17 protein-coding genes are annotated in these 25,868 nt (G+C 32.4%); 2 read left to right on the top strand and 15 right to left on the bottom strand.

Features of this window, described 5'->3' with window-relative positions; translation table 11 throughout:
• Nucleotides 1–2: 2 nt before the first annotated feature.
• The 13 genes from CLU82_RS16955 to CLU82_RS16895 form a co-directional block, all read right to left on the bottom strand.
• A complete protein-coding gene (locus tag CLU82_RS16955) occupies nt 3–1,487 on the bottom strand; it encodes a xylulokinase (protein WP_100844206.1) in 1,485 nt (494 codons plus the stop codon).
• A 109-nt stretch (nt 1,488–1,596) separates the two neighbouring features.
• The gene (locus CLU82_RS16950; protein ID WP_100844205.1) at nt 1,597–2,310 is read right to left on the bottom strand and encodes an NUDIX hydrolase; all 714 of its coding nucleotides are present in this window, start codon (nt 2,308–2,310) and stop codon (nt 1,597–1,599) included.
• A 48-nt stretch (nt 2,311–2,358) separates the two neighbouring features.
• Nucleotides 2,359–3,384: a glycoside hydrolase family 43 protein gene (locus CLU82_RS16945; RefSeq protein WP_100844204.1), complete on the bottom strand. Its 1,026-nt coding sequence runs from the start codon at nt 3,382–3,384 to the stop codon at nt 2,359–2,361.
• Nucleotides 3,385–3,775: 391 nt separating this feature from the next.
• On the bottom strand, nt 3,776–4,954 hold the full coding sequence (gene uxuA / locus CLU82_RS16940; RefSeq protein WP_232735263.1) for a mannonate dehydratase: 1,179 nt from the start codon (nt 4,952–4,954) through the stop codon (nt 3,776–3,778).
• 17 nt (nt 4,955–4,971) lie between these two features.
• Entirely contained in the window at nt 4,972–5,709 is a 738-nt protein-coding gene (locus CLU82_RS16935) for an SDR family NAD(P)-dependent oxidoreductase (protein ID WP_100844202.1), read from the bottom strand.
• A 197-nt stretch (nt 5,710–5,906) separates the two neighbouring features.
• The gene (locus tag CLU82_RS16930; protein WP_100844201.1) at nt 5,907–8,438 is read right to left on the bottom strand and encodes a glycosyl hydrolase 115 family protein; all 2,532 of its coding nucleotides are present in this window, start codon (nt 8,436–8,438) and stop codon (nt 5,907–5,909) included.
• Between the two features lie 57 nt (nt 8,439–8,495).
• Nucleotides 8,496–9,728: an SGNH/GDSL hydrolase family protein gene (locus CLU82_RS16925; RefSeq protein WP_100844200.1), complete on the bottom strand. Its 1,233-nt coding sequence runs from the start codon at nt 9,726–9,728 to the stop codon at nt 8,496–8,498.
• A gap of 82 nt (nt 9,729–9,810) precedes the next feature.
• Nucleotides 9,811–11,541: a glycoside hydrolase family 43 protein gene (locus CLU82_RS16920; RefSeq protein ID WP_100844199.1), complete on the bottom strand. Its 1,731-nt coding sequence runs from the start codon at nt 11,539–11,541 to the stop codon at nt 9,811–9,813.
• Nucleotides 11,542–11,880: 339 nt separating this feature from the next.
• Nucleotides 11,881–13,842, bottom strand: a complete 1,962-nt coding sequence (locus tag CLU82_RS16915; protein ID WP_198520276.1) for a RagB/SusD family nutrient uptake outer membrane protein — start codon at nt 13,840–13,842, stop codon at nt 11,881–11,883.
• An 11-nt stretch (nt 13,843–13,853) separates the two neighbouring features.
• Nucleotides 13,854–16,943 (bottom strand): TonB-dependent receptor, encoded by a 3,090-nt coding sequence (locus tag CLU82_RS16910; RefSeq protein WP_100844198.1) that lies wholly within the window; start codon nt 16,941–16,943, stop codon nt 13,854–13,856.
• A 640-nt stretch (nt 16,944–17,583) separates the two neighbouring features.
• Nucleotides 17,584–17,862 (bottom strand): putative quinol monooxygenase, encoded by a 279-nt coding sequence (locus tag CLU82_RS16905; protein ID WP_100844197.1) that lies wholly within the window; start codon nt 17,860–17,862, stop codon nt 17,584–17,586.
• Between the two features lie 2 nt (nt 17,863–17,864).
• Entirely contained in the window at nt 17,865–18,470 is a 606-nt protein-coding gene (locus CLU82_RS16900) for an NAD(P)H-dependent oxidoreductase (RefSeq protein ID WP_100844196.1), read from the bottom strand.
• Nucleotides 18,471–18,601: 131 nt separating this feature from the next.
• Nucleotides 18,602–19,588, bottom strand: coding sequence for an aldo/keto reductase (locus tag CLU82_RS16895; RefSeq protein WP_100844195.1), 987 nt, complete (start codon nt 19,586–19,588; stop codon nt 18,602–18,604).
• A 118-nt stretch (nt 19,589–19,706) separates the two neighbouring features.
• On the opposite strand from CLU82_RS16895, the gene CLU82_RS16890 reads away from it, so the two are divergent.
• On the top strand, nt 19,707–20,552 hold the full coding sequence (locus CLU82_RS16890) for an AraC family transcriptional regulator (protein WP_100844194.1): 846 nt from the start codon (nt 19,707–19,709) through the stop codon (nt 20,550–20,552).
• 149 nt (nt 20,553–20,701) lie between these two features.
• Nucleotides 20,702–21,034, top strand: coding sequence for a YegP family protein (locus tag CLU82_RS16885; RefSeq protein ID WP_100844193.1), 333 nt, complete (start codon nt 20,702–20,704; stop codon nt 21,032–21,034).
• Between the two features lie 230 nt (nt 21,035–21,264).
• On the opposite strand, the gene CLU82_RS16880 is transcribed toward CLU82_RS16885, so the two are convergent.
• Both CLU82_RS16880 and CLU82_RS16875 read right to left on the bottom strand, forming a co-directional pair.
• Nucleotides 21,265–23,190 carry an LTA synthase family protein gene (locus CLU82_RS16880; protein WP_100844192.1) on the bottom strand — a complete coding sequence of 642 codons (1,926 nt, stop codon included), beginning with the start codon at nt 23,188–23,190 and terminating at the stop codon, nt 21,265–21,267.
• A gap of 97 nt (nt 23,191–23,287) precedes the next feature.
• Nucleotides 23,288–25,741, bottom strand: coding sequence for an outer membrane beta-barrel protein (locus tag CLU82_RS16875; protein WP_100844191.1), 2,454 nt, complete (start codon nt 25,739–25,741; stop codon nt 23,288–23,290).
• Nucleotides 25,742–25,868: the final 127 nt, after the last annotated feature.

Raw genomic sequence — 25,868 nt, 5'->3', positions numbered from 1 at the left:
CTTTATTTATTATGAGTTAATATTATTTCTAATTCTTTTTTCCATTTTTGATAAGCAACTTGGTATGATTCGCTATTTTGCAAAGGCAAAAACGTCATTACGTGATCGTTTTTCGAAATATTTGAACCAAATTTTTCGAAATCACCATCAGTTAATCCTACTGCTCTTGCAGCACCTACCGCTCCTGTTGTGTTATAAATTTCTATTTCGTGTCCAATTAAAGTGGCAACTGTATTTGAGAATATTTCGGAGCGAAATAAATTATCGTTACCTGCACGAATAACTCCAATTGTTGCATTATCGTCTTTCAGGCATTCCATTCCGTACACAAATGAAAAAGCAATTCCTTCTAAAGCTGCCCTAAATAAATGTGAACTGCTGTGAATATTTAAATTCAGATTTAAAAAATGGGTGCCAATGTTTTTGTTATTAAACATACGTTCTGCTCCATTCCCAAAAGGAAGTACTACCAACCCATCAGAACCAATTGCAATTTTAGCTGCTTTATGATTCATTGATTCATAGGTTTCATCCCCCATATTGTTTCGCAACCATCGATACTGAATTCCTGCTCCGTTTATATTTAATAATTTACCGATTCGAGGATTTTTTTCTTCAAAATTTACATGCACAAAATTATTTACACGTGTACTTTTTCCAATTGTAGCATCAGTTACAGCATAAAAAACACCAGATGTTCCTCCTGTTGCCGCCACTTCACCTGCATTCAAAACATTTAAAGAAAGTGCGTTATTCGGTTGATCTCCTGCTCTATATACAACAGGGATATCAATTGGAAGCCCTGATTCTTTAGCTCCTTTTTCGTTTAAAAAACCTTGATTACTAAAATTTTCAACTATTTTTGGTGTCATTGAAGGAGCAATTCCATAATAATCTAATAACCAATCAGCTACTTTATTTTCTTTGTAATCCCAAAGCATACCTTCGGACAAACCATTTTTGGTTGTAGTAATTTCGCCTGTTAATTTGTAAGCGATATAATCTCCAGGAAGCATGTATTTATACACTTTTTTGTAAACCTCATGCTCATTTTCTTTAACCCATTTTAACTTTGAAGCTGTAAAATTTCCAGGGGAATTCAATAAATGTGTCATGCATTTTTCTTCACCTAATTCTGTGAAAGCTGTGTTCCCAATTTCAACTGCTCTACTATCACACCAGATAATGGAATTACGCAATGGACTTCCATTTTCATCTACCACAACTAAACCATGCATTTGATATGAAATCCCTACTCCTTTTATTTTTGAAGCATCAATATTTGCTTCACGAATAGCCCTTTTAGTCGCTACGCAAATGTGTTGCCACCAAATTTCAGGATCCTGCTCTGCCCAATCGGGTTGTAAGGAGACAATCTCCATTTCGTTTTGGGGTTCATTCAAAACAATGATTTTCTTGCCCGTTTCTGCTTCAACCAAAGCTACCTTGATTGAAGAACTTCCTATATCATACCCTATATAATACATACTAATTAAACTTTCTTTTATTATTACTAATCTTGAGCAGTATAAATACTCAATACATTTCTTTTATTTATAGCTTCATTGTTACCATCTTTGCTATCTAAATCTTATATCAAAAATGAAAATTGAGTTCTTTATTCAATAAAATTTCTTGATGTTGTAAGCTTAGTTTATAAAATCTCGCAGCACGATGCGAAACATTTTCCTCTTTTTCATATAAATCACTTAATAATCCAGTTGCAAGAATCTTTCTTCGAAAATTAGATTTATCAATATCAATACCTAAGATTTCTTTATACAGGTGGATTATTTGAGCCAAGGTGAATTTTTCCGGAAGCAAATTAAAACCTATCGCAGTTTTACAAATACTATCGCGTATCTCTTGTATACAATAATTTAATATCACAGTGTCTTTATCATTTAAACAGCTAGTTTCATTAATACCAATCCATTTCGTATGTCCTTCAGCAATGTGTTTTTCTAAATCATTTGAAATAATCCTAACAAGTGCATAATATCCAATCGAAATATCTTCTTTTATCGAGTAAGAAGAAGTAAAACCAAATGCCTTCACTTGCTCCAAATAAGAACTATTCTCACCAATACATCTTTTCAAAATACCAGAAGCTGTTTCCAGTATAGTCTTGTCTTTTTTTAACCAATCATGAGCTAATCTCCAATGTGTTACACCAAGATCATCTATATCCTTAACAACTAAAACTTTTAGACCATCCTCCTGAAGATTAAAAATTGCACAATCAATTTCTATATAGTATTTTTTATAGTTTTTGACGGTCATTTTTTCTTTTTCATCTCTTGCATTCATAGAAAATAAAAATTAATAAATTAAACAACTCAACAAAAAAACTGACTTTTAGTACTCTTTACTATATGGATTTATGGTTTCAATTGAACCATCTGGCAAATAATTTATTTTGGTTACTTTTATGCTTCTTAAATGCGTTATTCCTTTTGATAAACTCGAATCATGGTAAAACAAATACCAATCATTATCAACTCTACAAATAGAATGGTGAGATGTCCAGCCAACAACTGGATTTAGAATTATTCCTTGATAAACAAATGGTCCATAAGGACTATCGCCTATCGCATAACATATAAAATGAGTATCACCTGTTGAGTACGAGAAATAATATTTGCCTTTGTATTTATGCACCCATGAAGCTTCAAAAAAACGACGGTCATTATCACTTGCTAATAAATCCTTTCCGTTTTCATCAAGAATTTTAATTTCTTTTGGTTCTTCATCAAACTCTAACATATCATCACTTAACCTGGCAACTATAGGACCTAACGCCCTATTTGTTCCGAATGGTTCTTCATAATCGGTATCATATTTATTATCTCTGTATTTCTGAAGCTGTCCGCCCCAAATTCCTCCAAAATAAATATAATGTTTACCATCTTCGTCCTCAAAAACAGCAGGATCAATACTATAGCTTCCTTTAATAGCTTCTTTTTCTGGTTTAAAAGGACCAGCAGGAGAATCACTAACTGCAACACCTATCTGAAAAATTCCATTTGAACGTTTTGCAGGAAAATACAAATAATACTTACCGTTTTTATGCGCTGCATCTGGTGCCCACATTTGCTTTTCTGCCCAAGCTACATCATCAACATGTAAAGCAACACCATTATCTATAGCTTGTGAGTTGATAGAGTCCATTGAAAACACATGATAGTCTTCCATACCAAAATGATCTCCATTATCATTGAATGGAATTCCTGAATCAATATCATGTGAGGGATAAATATATATCTTGCCATTGAATACATGTGCTGAAGGATCAGCTGTATAAATATGAGATACTAAAGGTTGTGAAATGGCAAATTTATCAATTTCCTCAAATTTAATTTTTTCTATATTTTCTTCAGCCATACTACTATTTTATCTATTATAATTTATTAATTAACCTCTTCCCTATTTTTCATTCGAGCTTAATCTCTCTTTTATTTTCTGTTGATTTTAATAAAAAACCATATTGTTAGATTTAGAAATTCAATACTAGGTTTTAAACATCTTGAACCCTTGCAAAATGAATAACAAATCATTTAACGCAATCGGTTGTGTAAAATTAATTAAAAAAAAACATTATGCAAATTCTCTTTAACTTATTACGTGATTTTCTGTAAAAACCTCAATTTCAAGAAGAATTATCAAAAACGTCTCGTTTTAAGTAAAAAAATTATTATTCTGTTTCTTTTAACTCTATTATACTGGGACAGCTTTCTTGAGTTAGTTCAGGAAGTTCTCCAATTGTTTAAATAAATTAAACTATTTGATCTAATTTATAAGCAATTCCCTTTTCTAAGCCTCTTAATTCAGCAAGACCTTTTAATCTGCCTATTAAAGAATAACCTGGATATTGTTCCTTCCCTTCTTCAATAGCATGCAAAAATCCGTGATCGGGACGCATTGGTAAACTCACTTTCCTTTGATTCATTAATAGCAATAATTTTTCCATAATAACCTCCATTTTTGTATCTCCATCCAAATGTTCAGATTCTCTAAAAACATTTCTGTTTTCTCTGATTGTATTTCTCAGATGTAAAAAATGAATTCGATTTCCATAATCATCAATAATTTTTTCGAGATTATTTTGAGGATTTGCTCCTAACGAACCTGTGCAATAACATAACCCATTTGCCTCTAAAGGAACAGCTTCAAAAATTGCTCGAAGATCACTTTCTGTAGAAACGATTCGAGGAAGTCCCAAAACCGAAAAAGGGGGATCGTCAGGATGAATTGCTAATTTAGAACCCAGTTTTTCAGCAACTGGAGCTACTTCTGATAAAAAGTAAATCAGATTATCTAGCAATTTTACATTATCAATTGAAGCGTAATTATCTAATAAAGTTAGAATTTGCTCTGCCGTAAAATTTGTTTTACTACCTGGAAGCCCTAATAATACATTTTTGAAAAGCAATTCTTTTTGCTCTATAGAAAGAGTATTACCAAACTGCAATGCATTTTCTTTTTCTATATCAGAATAATCGCTTTCAGAATTTGGGCGCTTTAATAAAAAAACATCTAAATAAGTAAAAGCTTCCTGATTATATAAAAGTGTCTTACTTCCATCTTGATTAATAAAACTATGATCTGTACGAACCCAGTCTAAAATGGGCATAAAGTTATATGTGATAACGTTAATTCCGCATTCGGCTAGATTTTTTATACTTATTTTATAGTTCTCAATGTACTTCAGATAATTTCCCGAAGCTCTTTTAATTTCTTCATGAACGGGTAGACTTTCTACAACTGTCCATTTCAAACCTGCATTTCTTACTATTTCCTGTCTAGCTTTTATTTCATCCACTTCCCAAACATCTCCAACGGGAATATGATGCAAAGCCGATACAACTGCAGAAGCTCCTGCTTGTTTAATATCTATTAAATTTACGGTGTCTTGGGGACCAAACCATCGCATTGCCTGTTGCATTTTTATCATAGTATTATTATTTAAGATTAGAATCCGATGCTGTTTCCTCCATCAACTGGTAAAATAGTTCCTGTGGTAAATTTTGATTCACTTGAGGCAAAATAATAAACCGCATCTGCAATGTCTGAAGGCTCACCCAAAATACCCATTGGCGTTCTCGATAGCACTTTATTTTTTCTCTCCGGATCATTATCCAGTGCTTTTGCGGACATTTTTGTTTTGATAAAACCTGGTGCTACACAATTTACTCTAATACCAAACGGAGCCAATTCTACAGCCATAGCTCTTGTCATAGATTCTATTGCTCCTTTACTTGCTGAATAGGCAATTACTTTTGGAATACCATATTGAGAAGCCATCGAACTGATATTCACAATGTTTCCTCCGTTATTTTCTTTCATATTTTTTACTACTGCTCTACTTATAGCAAAAACACTCAAAAGGTTAGTGTGAATAATTGATAAAAAATCTTCATCACTTACATCTAAAAACTCTTTTTTCAAGTTGATCCCAGCATTATTAACCAAAATATCGATTGGATTATTTTTGGTCAAATCTTCTATCATTGCCGAAATTCCATTGATATTATTTAAATCATACAAAACAGGAATTGCATTCTCGCCTAATTCACGACAAGCTCCTTCAGTTTTTTCTTTTGACCTTCCAATTATATAGGTCGTGATACCATTATCACATAATTTTTTTGCTGTGGCAAAACCTAAACCAGAATTTCCTCCGGTTACAATTGCAGTTTTTGTATTCATTTTTTAAATTTAATTAATTTTCAGAAACTCCTAAATTTCTTTTTTATCCGATATACATATTAAAACAGAATATTTAATAATATTAAAGTTAAAAAAATATCATATTATAACTATTACATTAATTACAATCGGTTGTGTAAAAATATAATCTTATTATTTAAGAAAAAAATTTTTAACTATTTTTTTGAAATTTTAAATTAATCTTGATAAATAACATCACTTTCTGGCGGTCCCAAATAAGATGGTTGTAATCCTCCAGTATCGATTAAAATTTTTTCCAAAACAATTCCTGGTTCTAATACTCGAAAGTACAGCTTATGTTTTCCATGCTTTGAAATGCTATGTTTAGTAATTGATTTAATAATAGGCTCAGCTTGCCATTTTCCTAATTCTCCTCTGTACTGTCCATTGAAGTTTACGGTTTGTGGCTTTTCATTATCAAAAGAAATTTCGTAGCGCAATCCTTTATTACTATTAAAATTTAAAGTTGGTGCCAAAAGTACTTGAACATCGAAATCACCGCTGGAAACAAAATCAATATCATATTCGACAGAAACATTTTCATCTTCTTTTGGATAGGCATTTTGAGGAAAAGTGGTAATTCCTGACTTTGTTTTTCCCAAATCTGGTATGACTTCCCAGTGAATTTTATTTGAATTATTTGATTTAGAAAAATTTTCAGCTTCAATAGAAACATAACCATTCTTTTCCTTAAAGATTTTTTCTAGTGGTTTAGCATTTTCTGAAATATAGGCTACTTTTGGAAGGATATTCTTTGGTGAATCGTGCCAGCTTTCATATCCAATACGCATTTGATCCATTATGTGAGTCCATTTCCCTCCAGCAATTTCATTGTTGTATTTGTTTTGAAGAATCGAATCTCGAACAAAATTTACTTTTACTTTATCTGCATAATAATTGGCCAGGCCATTTTTTTCTTCTGCTAATTTTTGGTTTTTCGCTTGTGCAAAATACATTTCGTATAAGTTACTGCACGCATCTATTGGATAAAGTACTAACTGAAAATAGGCATCTTTGTATTGTTTCGGAACTTCATCGTAAAGACGGTAAGCATCGAGAGCTAAATTTTTATAATCATTTACAACAGTTTCAAATTCATTATAATTTTCAAGACTATAGGTCTTGCTATCTAGCATTTCGGGTGTAACTCGGCGGTTATATTTTGGATATGTATTTAACAGTCGTGCAATTTCTTTAGCATGTTTGCTTCCAAATTGCTGTGCCGCCCAATTTTCGGTAAATTCAAAAAGATTTTTAGAATTGAATTGCTTAGGATTCCACGCCATGTCTAAAAAGAAACTAATCGGAAATTCCATAGGTTTAAGATCACCAACATTTACAATCCAGATTTTATCAACTCCATGCTCATAACTAAGATTCATTTGTTCCCAAACCCTTTGTATTGGACTAATATTAATCCATTTTGAGTTTCTTGGACCACCAACATAGTCAAAATGATAGTACATTCCGTAGCCTCCTTTGTGCAAAGGTTTGGTTAGATCAGGAAGTTTACGAACATTTCCCCAATTATCATCACAAAATAACAAAATCACATCATCTGGAACGCGCATTCCTTGATCATAATAATCCTGAACTTCTTTGTATAAAGCCCAAACCTGCGGAGTTTTTTCAGCTTTTTGTCTAGTTATTTTTTCAATGATTTGACGTTGATTTTTTACGATATTTTCTAATAAACTAATATTGGTACCTTCATTCATTGCTTCATCACCATCGCCACGCATTCCTATGGTGACTAATTTTTCCCAATTCTTGCTGCGTTCTATTCCGGTTTTCCAAAATTCATCTAAGACCGGTTTGTTTTTTGAATAATCCCAAATATTTGGAAGATTGTTTTTTTGGATGTATCGTTTCCAATCTTGTTGTGCCAAAGCCATCGGCTCGTGGTGAGAAGTTCCCATCACGATTCCCATTTCGTTAGCCAGAGGACCATTAGCAGAATCATCATCATAAAAAGCATTTCCCCACATAGCAGGCCACATGTAATTTGCTTTGAGACGGAGAAGTAATTCAAAAACTTTTTCGTAAAACTGACTATTAAAACCTCCAAAAGTAGCTTTAGACCAACCGCTTAACGCGGGAGCCTCATCATTTATAAAAATTCCTCTATATTTCACCGCTGGTTCCCCATCTGTATAAAATCCTTTTTTAAAATATAAATTTTCTTTATGTTCAATTGGCACATCAGCCCAGTAATACCAAGGCGAAACACCTATCTGACGCGATAATTCATAAATACCATATATCGTACCCCGTTTGTCACTTCCTGCAATTACAATGGCATCTTCTACTCCTTTGAAAGGATTTTTAATGCTCTGAATGATGAATTTTTCATTTTTACCCTTCAGTTCTCTACCGTCAATTTTCTTTTGTTTTATTAACTCATCAATAACAGAGTTGGTACCTATTGTTCCAATGATAATAAGAGGTGATGAAGTATTTGTAATTTGATTAAAAATGGTCGGTTTATCTCCTGTCACTTTTTCAAAATCAGATTGCAGATTGGTTATGGCACGTACAATACCTTTGTCTACGTTATTATTCACAAACAAAGAAAGTTTTAACGATTTTTCCTTTAGAACCAGCACATCCGAGTTCTTTACGATCGTGATAAAAGGTTCTGCTGCTTGTAGAGTATTAAACAAACAAACTGTAATAATTGCTACTATGTATTTTGGAAAAACTTTCATTGCACTTCTTTTTAATTATATTATGATTGCTTTATAAAATAGCATCTCAAATTATTTCTATTTAAATAAATCTAAATCTATTGCTTCACCCATTCTGCAATAACCCAGTTCATTAGGATGTAAAAAATCTCCATCATGCATATTGGATAATATAATTTTAGAGTCAATATCTGAAGCCATTATTTTATCAAAATCAATGATTGCATCATATTTACTATCATTTCGAATCCATGCATTTACAATATCTCTTGCATTTTGTCGATACGGCGTATCATAAAATGATTTCTCAAATGGCAAAATAGTACAACCATACACTTTTATTCCCTTAGCATGAGCTTTATCTATCATCACTTTATAAGCATCAATTAGTTCTTGTGCTCGAATTGGTCCGTCCTCAGCTCGTTTAATGCCTCCAATATCATTTATTCCTTCAAGAATAATTAACCATTTTGTCCCAGCTTGAGAAAGTACATCCCTATCAAAACGATTCAGTGCAGTAGGTCCTAAACCACCTTGGACTACACAGTTTCCACCTATTCCTAAATTCAACACACCAATACGCTCTGTGCTTTTATTTGCAGATAAGCGTGCAGATAATATGTCTGTCCATCGATTTTGCTTATTAGTTCCAGATCCTCGCCCGTCAGTAATAGAGTTTCCTAAGCAAACTACATTAGCTGTATTTTTGACAGCCTTCACATCGACACCAATGATAGTATACCAATGATCTGTTTTTATTGCTCCTGAAAAAGTTTCATTGTTAAGCTTATCGCCCTCCAAAATATATGATGTTGTACGGGAACCGGGATGTCCTGAAACTTTTTGCGATGTTTTTCCATAATGAATAGTAATCGCTAAAAGCTGACCAGCCTGCAACGGAAAATCAAAAGCATCAGAAAACATTTCCTGTTCAGGACTTAATGTTATTGCTGAGTTTCCTTTGAAACTAAGTTGTTTTTGAGTCTTCTCATCGATAATTGCTCCATTAACAACATTTGCAACACTTACTGATTTCAAAAATGTCGGCTGATCACTAAAAATATTTGAAAAACGCAATCGCATTTGCTTTCCCCCTATTGAAACTCTAATAATTTGTCGAAGTGTATTATCTGAAAGACCTGGAGTCGGAGGCATATTATTTGGCTCTACTAACTGTTGAGCTGTAGCCCATGTACCAACCCAATTTTCAGTGTTTGATTTTTCAGCTACTTTTATTGATGCCTGATCGGATTTACATCCAAAAAATACAAGCAGAATTAACAATAAAACTGACCTCATTTTTGTTTCCATATTTACATTTTATTTATTCTAAAATGGTTCTATAAAAATATCAAATTCTTATACACCTTAAAAATTAATAACAATTCCTTTCTCAAGGTTTTGCATCATTTGCTGCAGTCGCATAAAGACCTATCAAAGCTCCTGTAAAACCACCTGCCACATTAGTTGAAAGAATATCTCCTGAAACTGTTCCTCCTAAATTTTCAAAATAAACATTATTAAGAGAATAACTAAACTGATAATTATCTCCTGTTGCTTTTACCTGTAAACGAATTGATTTTTTAATATCGATTTTAGTGCTTGTAATAATTTTTGACTGCCCTTTTTCTGTTCTTTCCAACAAAATATAGGTATCCTTACCTTTTTTTGTTATACCAAAAACATAATTAAATTTCTCGCTTTGCAGGCACACAATCCCTGCCAAATCTTTTTCGGATGTTGGGATAAAATCTACATTCGTCTCAAATGAAAATGCATTGTGTTGCTGTCTGTAAAAAAGTGTAGAAGTAGGTTTAATTTCCTTGATATTAACTTCAAATGGAGTAATTTCTAATCCTTTTTTAGTAATTGTAGTGAAATTTTCGCGAGGACCTCTCAGACCAATCCATCGATAATCTAATTTCTGATTGGTGAAATTCTCTTCAAATGTAAAATTTCCATTAGGGAAGAATCCTTCTTTACCCGTTTTATTTTCAATCACACCGTTTGGTATTTTTAATTTTGGTTCTAATGGGATTAGTCCATTTTCAAAAACCGGATACACTCCAGACCAATCAACTGGTAAAATAAAAGTTTCACGTCCTGTGTTTACTCTGGACTTTTCGTTTGGACGAACACCAAGAAATACACCATAATATTTGTCATTTGGTCCTTTAAATATGTCGGCATGGCCAGCCCAATCAACCTTATTAGCTCTATCTTTTGAAAAATAACGCTGCGTTAAAATAGGATTACTCGGAGCAGGTATAAAAGGTCCTTTCGGACTATCACTTTTAAAAATGACTTCACTATGATTGCCTCCAGTTCCTCCTTCTGCACACATTAAATAATAACTACCTCCTTTTTTATACAAATGAGGAGCTTCAATCCAAATAGGTTTTTTAGACAGATCAATACCTCCATCAACGATAATTTTATCAGTTCCCAGAATTACTTTATCATTTTCTACATCATATTCCCAAACTTTAATGACACGATGTCCTTCATAAAGTTCTTTACCTTTATCAGGAGCATCATTGTGAACAATATACCCTTTTCCGTTATCATCAAAGAAAATACATGGGTCGATTCCATTAAAATCTAGTTTAATTGGACTCCCCCAACCTTTTTTGGGGTCTTTAGTTTTTACGATAATATTTCCAAGATTCCCTGAAAACGCCGTTACAATCATGTAAAAAGTTTCGTTATGAGGATTGTATGTAATCCCCGGAGCATAAACTCCTCCACTAATACGTGTGTCATTTGGATTAAATTCGGCGACATTGTTTAAAACGCCTCCCAAATCTGTCCAATTTACTAAGTCTTTTGAGTGAAAAATTGGTACTCCCGGAAACATTGCAAATGAAGAGCAAACCATATAATAATCGCCTCCTTTTCTAGTTATCGCAGGGTCTGGATAGCATCCTTGCAATAGAGGATTGTAAAATTCATTAGCTTGCAATGGATTGTCTTTATAAATTTGGTCATCTCCTTTGTAAACCACTTTAGAAAAAACAGCTGTTTTTTTTCCTTTTTTTGCGTTAAGCGTATCTTTATCCCCTATTCCTGTAAATGAAACTAGCCCCATTACTGAGAATAAAAAAATTATATATCTCTTTTTCATTTTGATTTCTATTATTGAAATTATAGCTCTTTAAAAAATTAATTTGTTTATTAAAAACTGAACCATTACTTACTCAACGGAGTATTTTTATGCATAAAATATTTTATCATCATGATGAAATTCCAAAGCATCTATGAAATTTAATATTAAGTATTTTAATCCTAAACCATTTAATTAATACTTCGCTTTAAATTTAGAAGTTAAAAAACCGAGAGTAATTTACTCTCGGCTCCTAACTAAAACAAACTTAAAGACCAATTATGAGGAATTCTGTAAAAACGACACTTATAATTGTTAACCAAAATTTTAAATTTAAATCTGTTTTTTAAAACTTAAAGGCTAGTATCCAGGGTTTTGATAAACAGCTTTCTCTTCTGCACTCATTTCTAAAGCATTAAGCTGACTCACTGGAATAGGGCGAAGATAATTAGCAGTTGTAATCGTACGGGTAAATGTTTTTACTGTATGATCTTTCCAATCGTTTGGATTAGTTGCTCCAGCAATTGTAAATGAATTAGCATATTGAATCCATTTTTGAGTACGAGCTAAATCATACCATCTGTATCCTTCTCCAAAATATTCACGAGAGCGTTCAGCCAGAATATAATCAATAGTAATTACAGCTGGAGTAGCCGCCATCATTGCTGCACTATTGTCCTGTACTTTGACAACATTTCCATTATTATTAAAAGTCCATTTCCCTGCACGTGCACGAATAACATTAATTAAATCTCTTGCACTTTTACCTCCTTGCACCATAGCTCCTTTCACAGCAGCTTCAGCAGCAATAAAATATAATTCCGAAAATTTAGCTACCGGGAACGGTCTAGTACTACTTCCATTTGGTGACCCCAAACCAGTACCATTATCTGTACGGTATGGTCCAAGTTTCCAAACTCCAGGATAACAAATTCTTGAAAAAACACTTGGTTCGACAACATAATCAGCTCTACCTGGTAAAACACCTGCTCCAATAGAGCTATTAAAAGCAGAATTTGAATAATCAATTCCAGCAGTATCATCATCTAAGAAAGTTAAAATAGCTTCTCCATTAGCTACAGGCAAATAGTTAGCATTGTATAGTACGGATTGAGCAATACCAGCTTTAGCCCAATTGCCACGATATACTGTTGTAAAAGTACCATCATAACGAGAATCATTAACTTTATCCGCAAAAGTGTTTTTAAAAACTTCAATAGGAGGAGCTAACATTGTCCAAGGGCGACCTAAATGCTGTTCTGCTTCACGTTGAACTGAACTTACTGACTTCCATTCAGAACTACTAGTTGAACTCCTAACTCCAGTGTAATTAAATTGTTCGAACCACCCTGCAAAATAATCCGTACTAAAACCACCACCACTATAACTCAAATCTCCACCATTGTAAATAGCACTTGATTGTGTATGATCTGCGTACAATAACATTTCTTTATTACGATCTTTTGTTGCTACACTAACATCATAGAAAGAAGGCACTAATCCAAAAGATCCAGGATCATCAATAGCCGCAGCAGCAATATCATAAGCTTGTTGGAAATACCACGCTGCATTATGTCCATCCAAATCAGTTCTACTTGATGCAGGATAAGTAGGGATACTATTTGGGTTTTCCAACCACCATCCGAAAGTCAAATATGCTTTTGCTAAATAAAGGCGTGCAACTGTTTTGGTTACCCCACCAGTAACACGACCAGCTACTGGTAAATCATTTACAGCTTGTATTAAATCAGGAAATATCGCTTTGCTATATACTTCTGGAACTGTGTTACGAACAGAAGTCCTTACAGTAGAAGAATTGAACTTCAATTCTCCTGCACCTAAATCTAATGGTACCCCTCCAAATGTCTGTACCAATAAAAAATAATCAAAAGCTCTGAAAAATCTTGCTTCTGCAATTAATCCAGTTGAAATTGTTCCAATTTTTGTTGCATTTTCAATAACCCCACTAGCCGTATTTATATTAGGAAAAGTATTATTCCATACTATTCCAGTATTACTAGTATCTGGATTAATTGTTCCAACGCCAGAAAAATCAAGGTTTTTAACATTTCCATCGGAATTTTGTCCCCAAGTAGATTCATCAGTAGCAATTTGACCTGTATTCAAAAAATAACCATTGCCATACATATATCGCAAATGTCCATACATTGATGTAATTCCTCCCATTACTCCTTCTTGTGTTGAAAAATAATCAGGTGTAAAAATTGCTCGCGGATTTTCCTCCAACACATTTGTACAGCTTACTAAAAAAGCAGAAGCTACTACAGTGGTAATATATTTTTTTATTTTTATATGTTTCATCATTATCTTATTTAAAATATTATATTAAGACCTAAAATTAAATTACGGGACTGAGGAGTATTGTATCCTACAGTTAATAAACGGCTCAACTTTTTATCATAAGCAACCGCCATGTTGGATCCATCATTTGCATAGGAATTTGTCTCTGGATCCAATCCTGATAATTTGTGATAAGGAGAATAAATTACCCATGGATTTTGAATAGTGCAATACAGTTTTAATTTTTCCATACCAGCAGTTTTAATCCATTCTTTATTAAGACTATACCCTAAAGTAATTGTTTTCAATTTAACAAATGAACCATCAAAATACCCTAGAGTTGAACCATATTTTGGATTATTACTTTCTGTTGGCCCACCTGGTTTAGGAAATTGCGCATCTGTATTAGTTGGTGTCCAGTAATCAACATCAATTTGTCCTCTACGTCCATCATTTATGTTTAAATATCCGTTAGAACCATAAAGAGTACTGTTTAAAATTCCACCACTTTGAAAAAGCCCAACTATACTTAAATCAAATCCTTTATAACCAACATGAGTATTAAAACCACCTTGAAAATCTGGATCAGCATTTAGAACTTGTCTGTCATCAGCCCCAATCAATCTTTTTGGCGTACCATCAGCATTATAATCTCCTGTGTATTTAACTTTAATCATACCAGCAGCACCTCCAGCACCTTCATACAATTTGGCTTCAGCATCGGTTTGATATAGACCAAGCTTTTCATAATCATAAATTACGTTAAGAGGTTTTCCAACAAACCACCAATTGTCTTTGTCTTCCATTCGCCCAGAAGCAAGAGATACAAGTTTATTTTTATTACCATAAAAATTAACTCCGGCATCCCAAGTCCATCCATTGTAATTATCTAAAATAACGCCATTTAATGAAAGTTCCCAACCTTTATTTTGAGTTGATCCAACGTTTCCAACATATGAATTAACACCTGAAGTTACAGGAAGACCAACACTTAAAAGTAAGTCTTTTGTATCTGTAGTGTAGTATTCAGCCGTACCAGACAAACGATTGTTTAAAATTGAAAAATCTAACCCTAAATTAGTAGTAATTGAATATTCCCATCCCAAATTAGAATTAGGAAGCGTAGTCACATAATTTCCTATCGCATTAGTACTTCCAAAATTATATGGTCTAGTGCTCAAAACTCCAAGCGTTGCATAAGGAGCAACAGACTGATTTGAAGTTTCTCCATAACCACCACGTAATTTTAATGAATTAATCCATTTGACATTTTGCATGAATCCTTCTTTACTGATATTCCAACCAGCAGAAAATGCAGGATAAGTATGCCATTGATTAGAAGGAGCCAAACGTGATGAAGCATCTGAACGAACTGTAGCACTTACCATATAACGATCATCATAAGAGTACATCGCACGAGCCATATAAGAAAGTAATCCACTTTGCGTATAAGTTTGATCTTCACTTTTAATTGATATATCGTCGCTACTTCCTGTCGAAGTTTGTGCTAAATTAAAATATTGAAAATTATCACCTGCAATATTTTTTCTTGAAATTAAAGAGCTATTATAACTATCCTGTGCAGAAGAATACATTGCAAGAGCATTTACTTTATGCTTTTTTGCAAATGTATGATCATATGTTAACAAACTTTCAACTGTCCAACTAGTTGACAATGAATTTCCTACCGAAGCATTATTTGGATTTTTAGGATCCGAACTAAAAACCCCAATTCCTGTATAAGTACCTGAATTATTATTACGGTAATTCCCTCCTAAGTTAACGCGTGCTTTTAAACCATCTACTGCTGGAATTTTCAATTCTGCATAAAGTGAGTTATAAGATCCAAAAGCTTTACTTCTATCCACCCATTTATCCCCTAAATTGTTCATACTTTCTCTTGTATAAACCCATTGTTCATCTTGTGGCATTTTAACCGTTCTCTTTTGTGAACCATCTTCATTGTAAGGATTAGCGATTGGAGACATGCTCAATACTCCGTACATTCCTAATCCAGCACCATCTGTAATACTAAAATTACTATTTGTAGAAAAACCTAAGCGTAAAATACCTAACTCTTGATCTATCGCAGCACGTATAGCGTAACGATTATATTCTGAACCTGGCATCACTGCTTGATCTTTGTAATAGTTTACACCTACACTATAATTACCATTTTCAGTTCCACCAGTAACGGCAACGTCATGATTCGTAACAATTGCATCTCTATAAAATAAATCTTGCCAATCAGTATTTACATCATCAGACTCGTCTGCACCATTCACAAGGTTCTTTCCTGCATATTTACGAAATTCAGCATATTTAGGTCCCTCCATCATTGGATACTTCACTGCCGTTTTCAAACCTGTGTACGTATTATAAGCCACTGCAACCTTTTGCCCTTTGGTTCCTCTGTTGCTTGAAACTAAAATAACTCCATTAGCTCCACGTGAACCATATATTGCTGTAGCAGATGCATCTTTTAGAATATCAATACTTTTAATATTTTCAGGACTAATATCGGCTAAAGTTCCAGAAAAAGGTATACCATCTAATACTACTAATGGATCATTTCCTGCAGTAAGAGAGCGCGTTCCACGAACTCGTATTTGCATAGTAGAACCTGGTTTTGTAGACGTTTGCGATATCTGCACACCTGCTAATCTTCCTTGTAGCGCCTGTGTAACGTTTGCCGAAGGTACTTCTCTAATATCAGCACCTCTAATCGACGATACCGATCCAGTTACTGCTTCCTTTCGTTGAGCTCCATATCCGATTACAACAATTTCTTTTAAAGAATTTGATTCTTCTTCGAGAACCACATTTATTGTATTACGACCACTTACTGATACCTCTTTGTTTTTATATCCTAAAAAACTAAAAACAAGTACACCGTTTGAAGGAACATTATTAATTGAATATTTACCGTCATAGTCGGTACTTACTCCGCTATTAGAACCTTTTAAATTCACATTAGCTCCAGGAACAGGACCATGCATATCTGATATTATTCCTGTAACTGTTGTTTGTGCACTCGATTGAAGTGATACCACAAACATTAAGATCAAAAAAACAAAACACTTAAAATGCTTTGATTTGCTTGCAACAAAATAGTTAGTCATAAAAGTTAATTTAAATAATTAAAATTGGTTAGTTTTTATTTACTACTTAAATAATTATATAAGTGTAATAAGTACAAATGTAAATAAAAAACCTAAATACACAATCGGTTGTGTAAATATTTTTTACGAATATCTAAAAAATACCTATTAATAAAAATATATAATGTACTTTTTTTGATAAAATAATAAACTATTAATAGTTTATTATTTTCAATTTGATAATGTTTTGCTAATAAGTTAGTCTTTTGCCAAAAAAACTAAACAAAACTAAATTTCAACAATTTTGAAGTAAAATTCATTTTCAAATGATTTTATATAAAAAATCATGCAATCGATTGTCTGAATTAAGAGCTTTTAGAAAAAATATTAGCACTTGATACTAAAATTGATATTAAAAACTTCGTGATTGAATGGCTCAGCCTTGTAATTTTAATACTTTTAAAATTTAGTTTGACGGTTAAGGGAATGAAAAAATATTTATTTTATATGTAAATAAAATATTTTTTTCAGGATTGTTATTTCAAGATAAAAAGCACCAGTAAAAATGAACTGGTACTTATATATTGGAACAAGTTAAATAACTAATTATAGATAAGTTATTTATACTCTTTTTATATTATTCTAAATACTTAAAAACAAATTACAAAAATGAAGAAGTTTTATAAACCTGAATTCCTTCATCTACTAAATCACCAATTTCATCAATGAAATTTAGCAAATGAGGTGCTTTATTATGCAAATCTAATCCATCCTGATTTTCCCATTCTTCCCAAAGAACGAATTCAGTTTCGTTATAATGCAAATCATAACGTTTACAAGCTGCTTCTTTTCTGGTTTCGGTAATTACATAGTTAAGCATTGATAAAACTTGTTGAGTTTTATCGGGTTTGCTTTTTATTATAGCAGTGATGGCTATCATAATTATAAAGTTTTAAGAGTTTGTTCTAAATGTTGTGTGTAATCTTGCTGAAAAATGTTAATATTTTCGGAGGTTGCTCCTTTTTCGACATCGTGAAAATGAAAACTATTTAACTTTTCCATTCCTGTAAATTTATTCATTTTATGAAAACCAAACATTGCCCCATCATCAACAGATGTTTCTTCGAAGAATTCTCCTGGCAATGTAAAAGCAGTTTTTGGTGCATTCCAGCTTGTGGTCAACATGTATTTTCGTCCGTGTAAAAGTCCACCAGTTCCGTAATTGATATCTGGATTGACACGACTTCTTCCATCGCTTCTGTAAATTCCGTTGTTGTGTCCTTCGGTAAAAACGTCGTCAATGTATTTTTTAAAACCGTTTGGCAATTGGAACCACCAAACTGGTGTGTGGTAAATGATTAAATCTGCCCAAACGAATTTTTCAACTTCTTCTTTCAGGCTGACTTCGTCGTTAATATTGGTTGTTTTTATTTCGTAATTGTTACTTTTAGAAAGAAAATCAATTGTCCAATTTTCGACAGTTTGATTGAATTTTCCTCCTGAATGAGCAAATTTTTGCCCGCCGTTAATGATAAATACTTTTTTCATGTTTAATGTTTCTAGTTTTGTTTTGTGTGAGGGGTAGCAGCGATATCCTTTTGTTTTTTTCTTTAAAAAACAAAAGATTTAGCGGATGACCCGACCCGCTTTTTCTGCGGGTCACACTCAAATTATTCTTATTATTTTATTTTTGAAATTACTTGATTGATAAATTCTAATTCAGAATTGGAAAGATCAAAATCCATTGCTTTTGCGTTAGAGATTGCCTGCTCTGCATTTCTAACTCCGGCCAAAACAATTGTAATTCCTTTTTGTAAAGTTGTCCAGCGTAAAACTAATTGTGCCAAACTTGCGTCTTTTGCTTGTGCTAATGAACTCAATTCTTCAACCAAAGTCTTAACTTTTTGAAGATCAAACTGACCAAAATAACCATTTCTATGATCGTTATCTTTTAGTTTTGCATCAGTGAAATATTTACCTGTAAGCAATCCTCTTTCCATTGGACTGTAAGCAATAATGCCGATGTTTTCTGCTATTGTAAGCGGAATCAAATCAGCCTCGATTTTACGATTCAACATACTATATGAAACTTGATTTGATGCGACTTGAATTGTTTTTTGTGCTTCTTCCAATTGAGTAACACTGTAATTACAAACTCCCGCAGCTCTTATTTTTCCTTGCTTTATCAATAATTCCATAGCTTCCATCGTTTCACTGATCGGAGTTGTAGAATCTGGCCAGTGAATTTGTAATAAATCAATATAATCAGTTTGCAGTCTCTTTAAACTTTCTTCTACTTCTTTAATGATGTTTTCTTTGGATGAAAATTTATAAACAGGAGTTTTTATTCCGTTATTATCGGCATCAAAGAAAAAATCACCTTTACCATTATTACTTCCATCCCAAACCAATCCAAATTTAGAAAGCAATTGTACTTTTGATCGATCTTGTGTTTTTAAAGCTTCACCTATCATTTCTTCGCTTAAACCAAAACCATAGAAAGGAGCCGTGTCTAAAGTGGTTACACCATTGTCAATTGAAGCATGTATTGAAGCTATTGAATCTTTCTTTTCGTTTCCACCCCACATTGATCCTCCAATAGCAAATGCGCCGTATGTAATAGCAGATAATTCAAATTCGGTAGTGCCTAATTTTCTATATTCCATGAGTTATTTTTTTATGTTGAATAATTATTTAGCAAAAATATACCATTTTTAACACATTTATATTGTACATATTTTCTCTTTTTAGGTATATTTGCAACTTCAAACTAAATATAGCAAAATGAAAAAAGAAAACTTATATGAACCTTTTACAGTTTCATTTGAAACTTTGGATGAATATCCAGATGTTGGCGACAGTCATAATTTTTTTGAATTGGTCTATATTTTAGGTGGAACGGGTTCACAATGTATCAACAAAAACATTTTTGAGTATGATGCTGGACATTTGTTTTTGCTAACACCCGAGGATTGTCACAACTTTACAATTGAAACTAAAACGACTTTTTTCTTTTTGAGGTTCAATGATATTTATTTGAAAAATTCGAGTTTACAAAATGAAAATATTCAGCGATTGGAATATATTTTGCAAAATGCCAATCACCAGCCAGGTTGTATTTTAAAAAATGATACCGATAAATGTCTGGTAAAAGTGATGGTCGAAGCTATTATTCGGGAGCATGAAGATAAAGACGTTTATAACAAAGAACTAATTCAGCAATTAGTGAATACTTTGATAATTATTGTGGCAAGAAATATCGCGAAATATTTGCCTGAGCAGGTAAATATTGACAGTGAGGCAAAAGCGATGGATATTTTGCAATACATTCAGAATAACATTTATTATCCTGAGAAAATAAAAGCCGAATCGATTAGTGGGCATTTTGGAATTTCAAATACCTATTTGGGACGTTATTTCAAGAAACACGCCAATGAAACTATGCAACAGTATATTAGTAATTATAAAACAAAATTAATTGAGCATCGTTTGCAGTTTAGTGAAAAACGTATCAATGAAATTGCTTATGAATTTGGTTTTACTGATGAAAGCCATTTTAATAAATTCTTTAAAAAACAAAGAGGAAACAGTCCATCAGAATTTAGAAAAATAATCCGAATTAGTGCTTAATCACTTATACACACGAATTAAATTCCCTTCACTCTTATTACTTATTAATTTACTTACAAATATTTCTGTATTTGATGCAATTCATTAAATAAATTTTATTATATTTATAAAACAATACTGACTGAATACATAACTTAATTTAAACAATAATGGGAAAATTTGTAGTTACTAAAAGAACAAATGGTGAATTTCAATTTAATTTAAAAGCTGCTAATGGTCAAATAATTCTGGCTAGTGAAGGTTATACAGCAAAAGCAGGTTGCCTTAATGGCATTGAATCTGTAAAAACCAATTCTCAGGATGATGGTAAGTTTGACAGAAAAACATCCTCTAATGGCAAAGAATATTTTAATTTAAAAGCTACGAATGGTCAAATTATTGGCACTAGTGAAATGTATGAAAGTACAGCCGCCAGAGAAAACGGAATTGAGTCGGTTAAGAAAAATGCACCAGAGGCAACTACAGATGATCAAACCGATTAATTGCATTCAATAAATTATATAATTAAATACAATATTTTAAAAGAAGTCCCAAGCCTTACTGATTCAAAAAATAAGCTCTTTCAAATAGTAAATATACTATCGGAAAGAGCTTTTCTTTTTATATAGTAAAAATAAACTACTCTAGTTAATAACAGAACATTCTGTTCCCAAAAAAGCCCAAACACTGTAATGTTTAGGCTCTTTGACTTTATATCACTTACTATTCGTTCTTATTTAAGCTTATACTTTTGATTATTGTACAAATAGAATGCCGAAATCACATGAGCTAATGCATCTTTGGCTAGATCTTCATTAAGTTTTTTCGGTGTAAAAATAGTGTCCTTTTCGACATGAAATTGCAATGCTTTTTTATTAGGTTGCATAATCACTACTTCATTTCCAACACGAAATGCATTGATATCATTAAATTGCATTATGGCTCGTCCTTCAATCGCATCGGGAAAATTAAAGAGATTTCTTCCTGCCATTGGTGTTTTTACATCCATTCCAATTTTACTCAACAAAGTTGGTTGTATATCAATTTGACTGCATAATTTATCGTATCTAACTCCTTTTGAAACTCCAGGTCCAATAATCAGAGCTGGAATATGAAATTTATGTATTGGCACAAGATGTTTCCCATAAGTTCTGGTATTATGGTCGGCAATCACCAAGAAAATAGTGTTTTTATAATACGCTTCTTTTTTAGCTAATTCAAAGAATTTACCAATTGAGTAATCTGCATATTTGATAGCATTATTTACGGTATTTTTTTTCTTATCATAAAGCGTAATTTTTCCATCAGGAAATTCAAAAGGTTCGTGATTGGAAGAAGAAAACATTAAAGAAACAAAAGGTTTTTTCCCAAGACTTTTAAAATAATTATTAGCTTTTGCCATCACATCTTCATCAGACCAACCCCATGTTCCGTGAAAAACGCTTCTATCTGAATCAAAATCATCTTCATCAATAATTTTATCAAAACCATTACCACTAAAAAAAGACCCCATATTATCAAAATTGGCCATTCCACCATAAATAAAACTAGTGTCATATCCCTTTTCTTTCAATAAGGCCGCAATAGTGTAGAAATTAGATTGCGAATTATTTAATTTTACTACACTTTCTGATGGAGAAGGAAGAAAGCCCGTAACAACAGCTTCAATACCTCGCACGCTTCGGGTACCGGTTGAATATAAATCGGTAAATAAAGTTCCTTCTTTTGTTAGTTTATCAAATTCTGGTGTCAATGGTAATCCTCCAAGCGAACCTACAAATTCTGAACCTAAACTTTCTTCAAGAATGATTACAACATTGTAAGGTCTGTCTATAACAGTATCTGATTTTTGAGTGTGCAAAAATGGAATAGAATCATTTGAAAATTCATCTGGTCTTACATTCATGTATTTTTTCACTCTTGAAATAGCTTCAGCATAATCCATTTTTCCATACATCTTCTCTGCATTTTTTTCATTTTTCATTGAATAAAAAGCAAAAGCAACCGTGTAAAATGAATTCAATCCTAGAGAATTGGTAAGGTGATCTGTAGAAAAAACAGCTATACTAGCATTAATAGGTCGTTTTGAAGTAAGACTTGACCTTGCGCCAAAAAACACGAAAAATGCAACAAAAGGAAACACTATCAATTTTGTTTTGTACCCTGAAATTTGTATTCCAAAAAGCTGCTTTCTATATCGTATTAGACTGAAAATAAACCCAGACATAACTACTGTAGTAATTATAATTGATACCAGATAACTTTTCAATAAAGTTCCTAAAACTTCCTTCGGATAAATCAGATAGTCAATAAATAATTTATTAGGTCTAGTGTCATACTCTTTAATAAAATCGAGAGTTGACAATTCCATAAATAAAATAAGGCTTAGAAATAAGATAAAATAAACAGTAAAAAAGCCTTGAATTTTCTTCAGTAAAGAATCTGGTATTAAAGTAATTAAAACCAAAGGCAAAAACAGAAGATAACATAAAATGATAAGATCTATTCGTAACCCAATAGGAAAAAGCAAGCCATAATCTTGGGTCTCAACGATACGGGTTTTAAAAAGTAAAAAAAGAAGAAATCGACTAACGTTAAGAATTATTAAACCAATTAGAAGAAAATTTATAAGCGGTTTTAAGAACTGAATTTTTTTCATGTTTTAGATATGTCTATCAGACTTTATAATTAGTGCAAATTAAAACAAATTTATACTACAACTTTGAATTAATTCTGATTTTTTTAATAGAAACTCTTTAAATTTCAGGCTGAAGAGGACCTTCATGATTCTCTGATTCTCCTTTTTTGAAATCAAGTTTACCAAATTTATAACTAAGAGAAATACCGAAAGATTGTACTGGTATATCTTTATTGTTTACTTGATAAAAACTGTCTCCATAACTACTTGATCGCTGATTCAAGTAGTTATTAAAAGGATTTGCCATCGTTATTCCTACACTTGCATTTTTATTTAAAAATTGTTTTCTAAATGCAATGTTGTAAAAGAATGATGCAGGACGTTCACCTTGAATGCTTTTTTGAGTAGAACGATAGTTTCCGACTATTTCTCCCATCATATCTGGACTAAATTTATAAGACAAATTTAGATTTGCTCTATAAATAAAGCTGTTAACACTCGCAAAGCCTGGAGTCGAATTTGTCCTTTCACCAAAGTCAAATGTACCTTTAATAGTACCCTTTTTATTCACAGGAAGCGAACCAAAAAGACTAGCACCATAGGTAGTTTCAGAGCCAATATTATAACGTCTTGTCAAAGTAACATCGGTATAAGTAGTTTTCCCTACACCAAACTCATTATAAAAAGTAGTAAGGTTTTGAATATCTTCAGTATTATAACGATAATAACCCGAAAAATAGAAATTGGCATTGTTATCGAAATTTTTACTATACCCCAACTCATATCTATTGCCTTTCTCTGTTTTCAAAAAAGGGTTTCCAGTGCTAATATTATGCGGATCACTTATATTAAAAAAAGGATTTAGGTCTTCAAAATCGGGTCTCTCAATACGAAAGGTATAAGAAAACTTAATAGACTGGCTATCGCTAATTTTATGTTGCATAACAAAAGAAGGAGCAAAAGTATCGTAATCAGGAATATTTACTCCAGCAAAATCAGCTGTAGTATTGGTTTTTTCGTAACGCAAGCCAGCTTGTCCTTCTAAAAAACCATTAAACAAGGTATAAGAACTTGAAAAATACACAGCATAAATATTTCTCTTGTATATAAAATTGTAACTCTGTCCTAAATCATTTATATAAACATTTCCATTTGACAAAGTATCTGAAACCACCTGACTTTCAATATTTTCAAAAGTTGATTTCGCTCCGGTTTCAAAAGTAAAACCCTCAGCTAATGGATAGGTAAAATCAACGGAAAGGTTAAGTTCATGATTTTTCCCAGGATTGTAATTTCGATTTCCTGATACTGAATTATCTTCTTGAATAATGGTTTCCTGAGAACTATTATTGATGCTTTTTCCAGAGCTAGAAGTAACTAATACATTCAATTCTTGATCCTTCTTATCAAATGTTTTCTTATACGAAATACTCCAATCTGTTGCATCATTTTTAAAACTTCCTGCTGATTTTCTTTCACTATTTAGTATTGACAATAGAGAACCATCTGTCAAATATGATTGCTGATTCTGTAAAGTAGTTCCAGTTGAATTATTTTCGAAATGATTAAATCCTAAAGTCGCTGATAATTCATCCTTTTCAGTTATACTCCAATTTAAATTTAATCCAGTCTGATAACTACTTCTTGTAAAAGGGTTTTTACCATTTTGATGAAGACTGCTAATCGTGTCGCGAGTCGGATTATATGAGGTACGATCGCTACTATTTCTTGTTATCGTATTTAATTGTTTGTTGCCACCAAAATAAATACCCGAGCCAAAATTTCCTTTCTTAGCATTTAAATTAAAACTACCATTTTCTAAACGGGTGCCAAGCGACAAATTAACACTACTGTTGATTCCCTGAACCTTATTCTCTTTTAAGATAATATTGATAATTCCTCCTGTTCCTGCAGCATCATATTTAGCTCCTGGGCTTGTGATTACTTCTATATTTTTAATCTGGCTGGCAGGTATAGACTGTAAAGCATCCGAAACACTGGCTCCAAAAATACTCGAAGGTTTTCCATTAATTAAAAACCGAACATTAGGACTTCCTTGTAATTCAACTTTTCCATCAATATCAACACTAACCATTGGTACATTTTTCAATATATCAGTGGCTACTCCACCCTGACTACTGAGGTCATTAACTGGATTATAAACCAATTTATCTATCTTACTTTGTACACTAGCAGCTTTTGAAGTAACTGTTACACCACTTAACTCATTAGCAATCGGAACAAGTAAAACCTCTCCAAAATTTAAATTATTGGATGAAGTATTAATAGTAACCTTTTCTATAAAAAACACTTTGTAACTAATAAATTCAATACCAATTCGATAAGTCCCTTCGGATAGATTATTAAAAGTAAAATGCCCTTTTTGATCTGTAGTTACTCCATTAAAAGGTTTGTTTTCCTCTGCCTTATAAATAGACACAATAGCCATTTCGATTGGAACTCTTGTTTGTGAATCGATAACCTTGGCAGTAATACTTCCTTTATTTTTGGTAGTTTGAGCTGTTGAAATAAGGGATAAAAAAAGTATAGAAATAAAAAAAAAGTAACGCATAATTTAGTTTATGACGCAAAACTAAATTTTAAATCTGAATAAATCCTGAATAAATATAAATTGATTATTCCTTAACAAACAAATTCAAAAGAAAGAAGTTGTAATTAAAACTAATTATTTTACAGTT

The sequence above is a fragment of the Flavobacterium sp. 5 genome, from assembly GCF_002813295.1.
GTDB lineage: Bacteria > Bacteroidota > Bacteroidia > Flavobacteriales > Flavobacteriaceae > Flavobacterium.
This window is presented reverse-complemented; position numbering and strand designations above follow the sequence as displayed.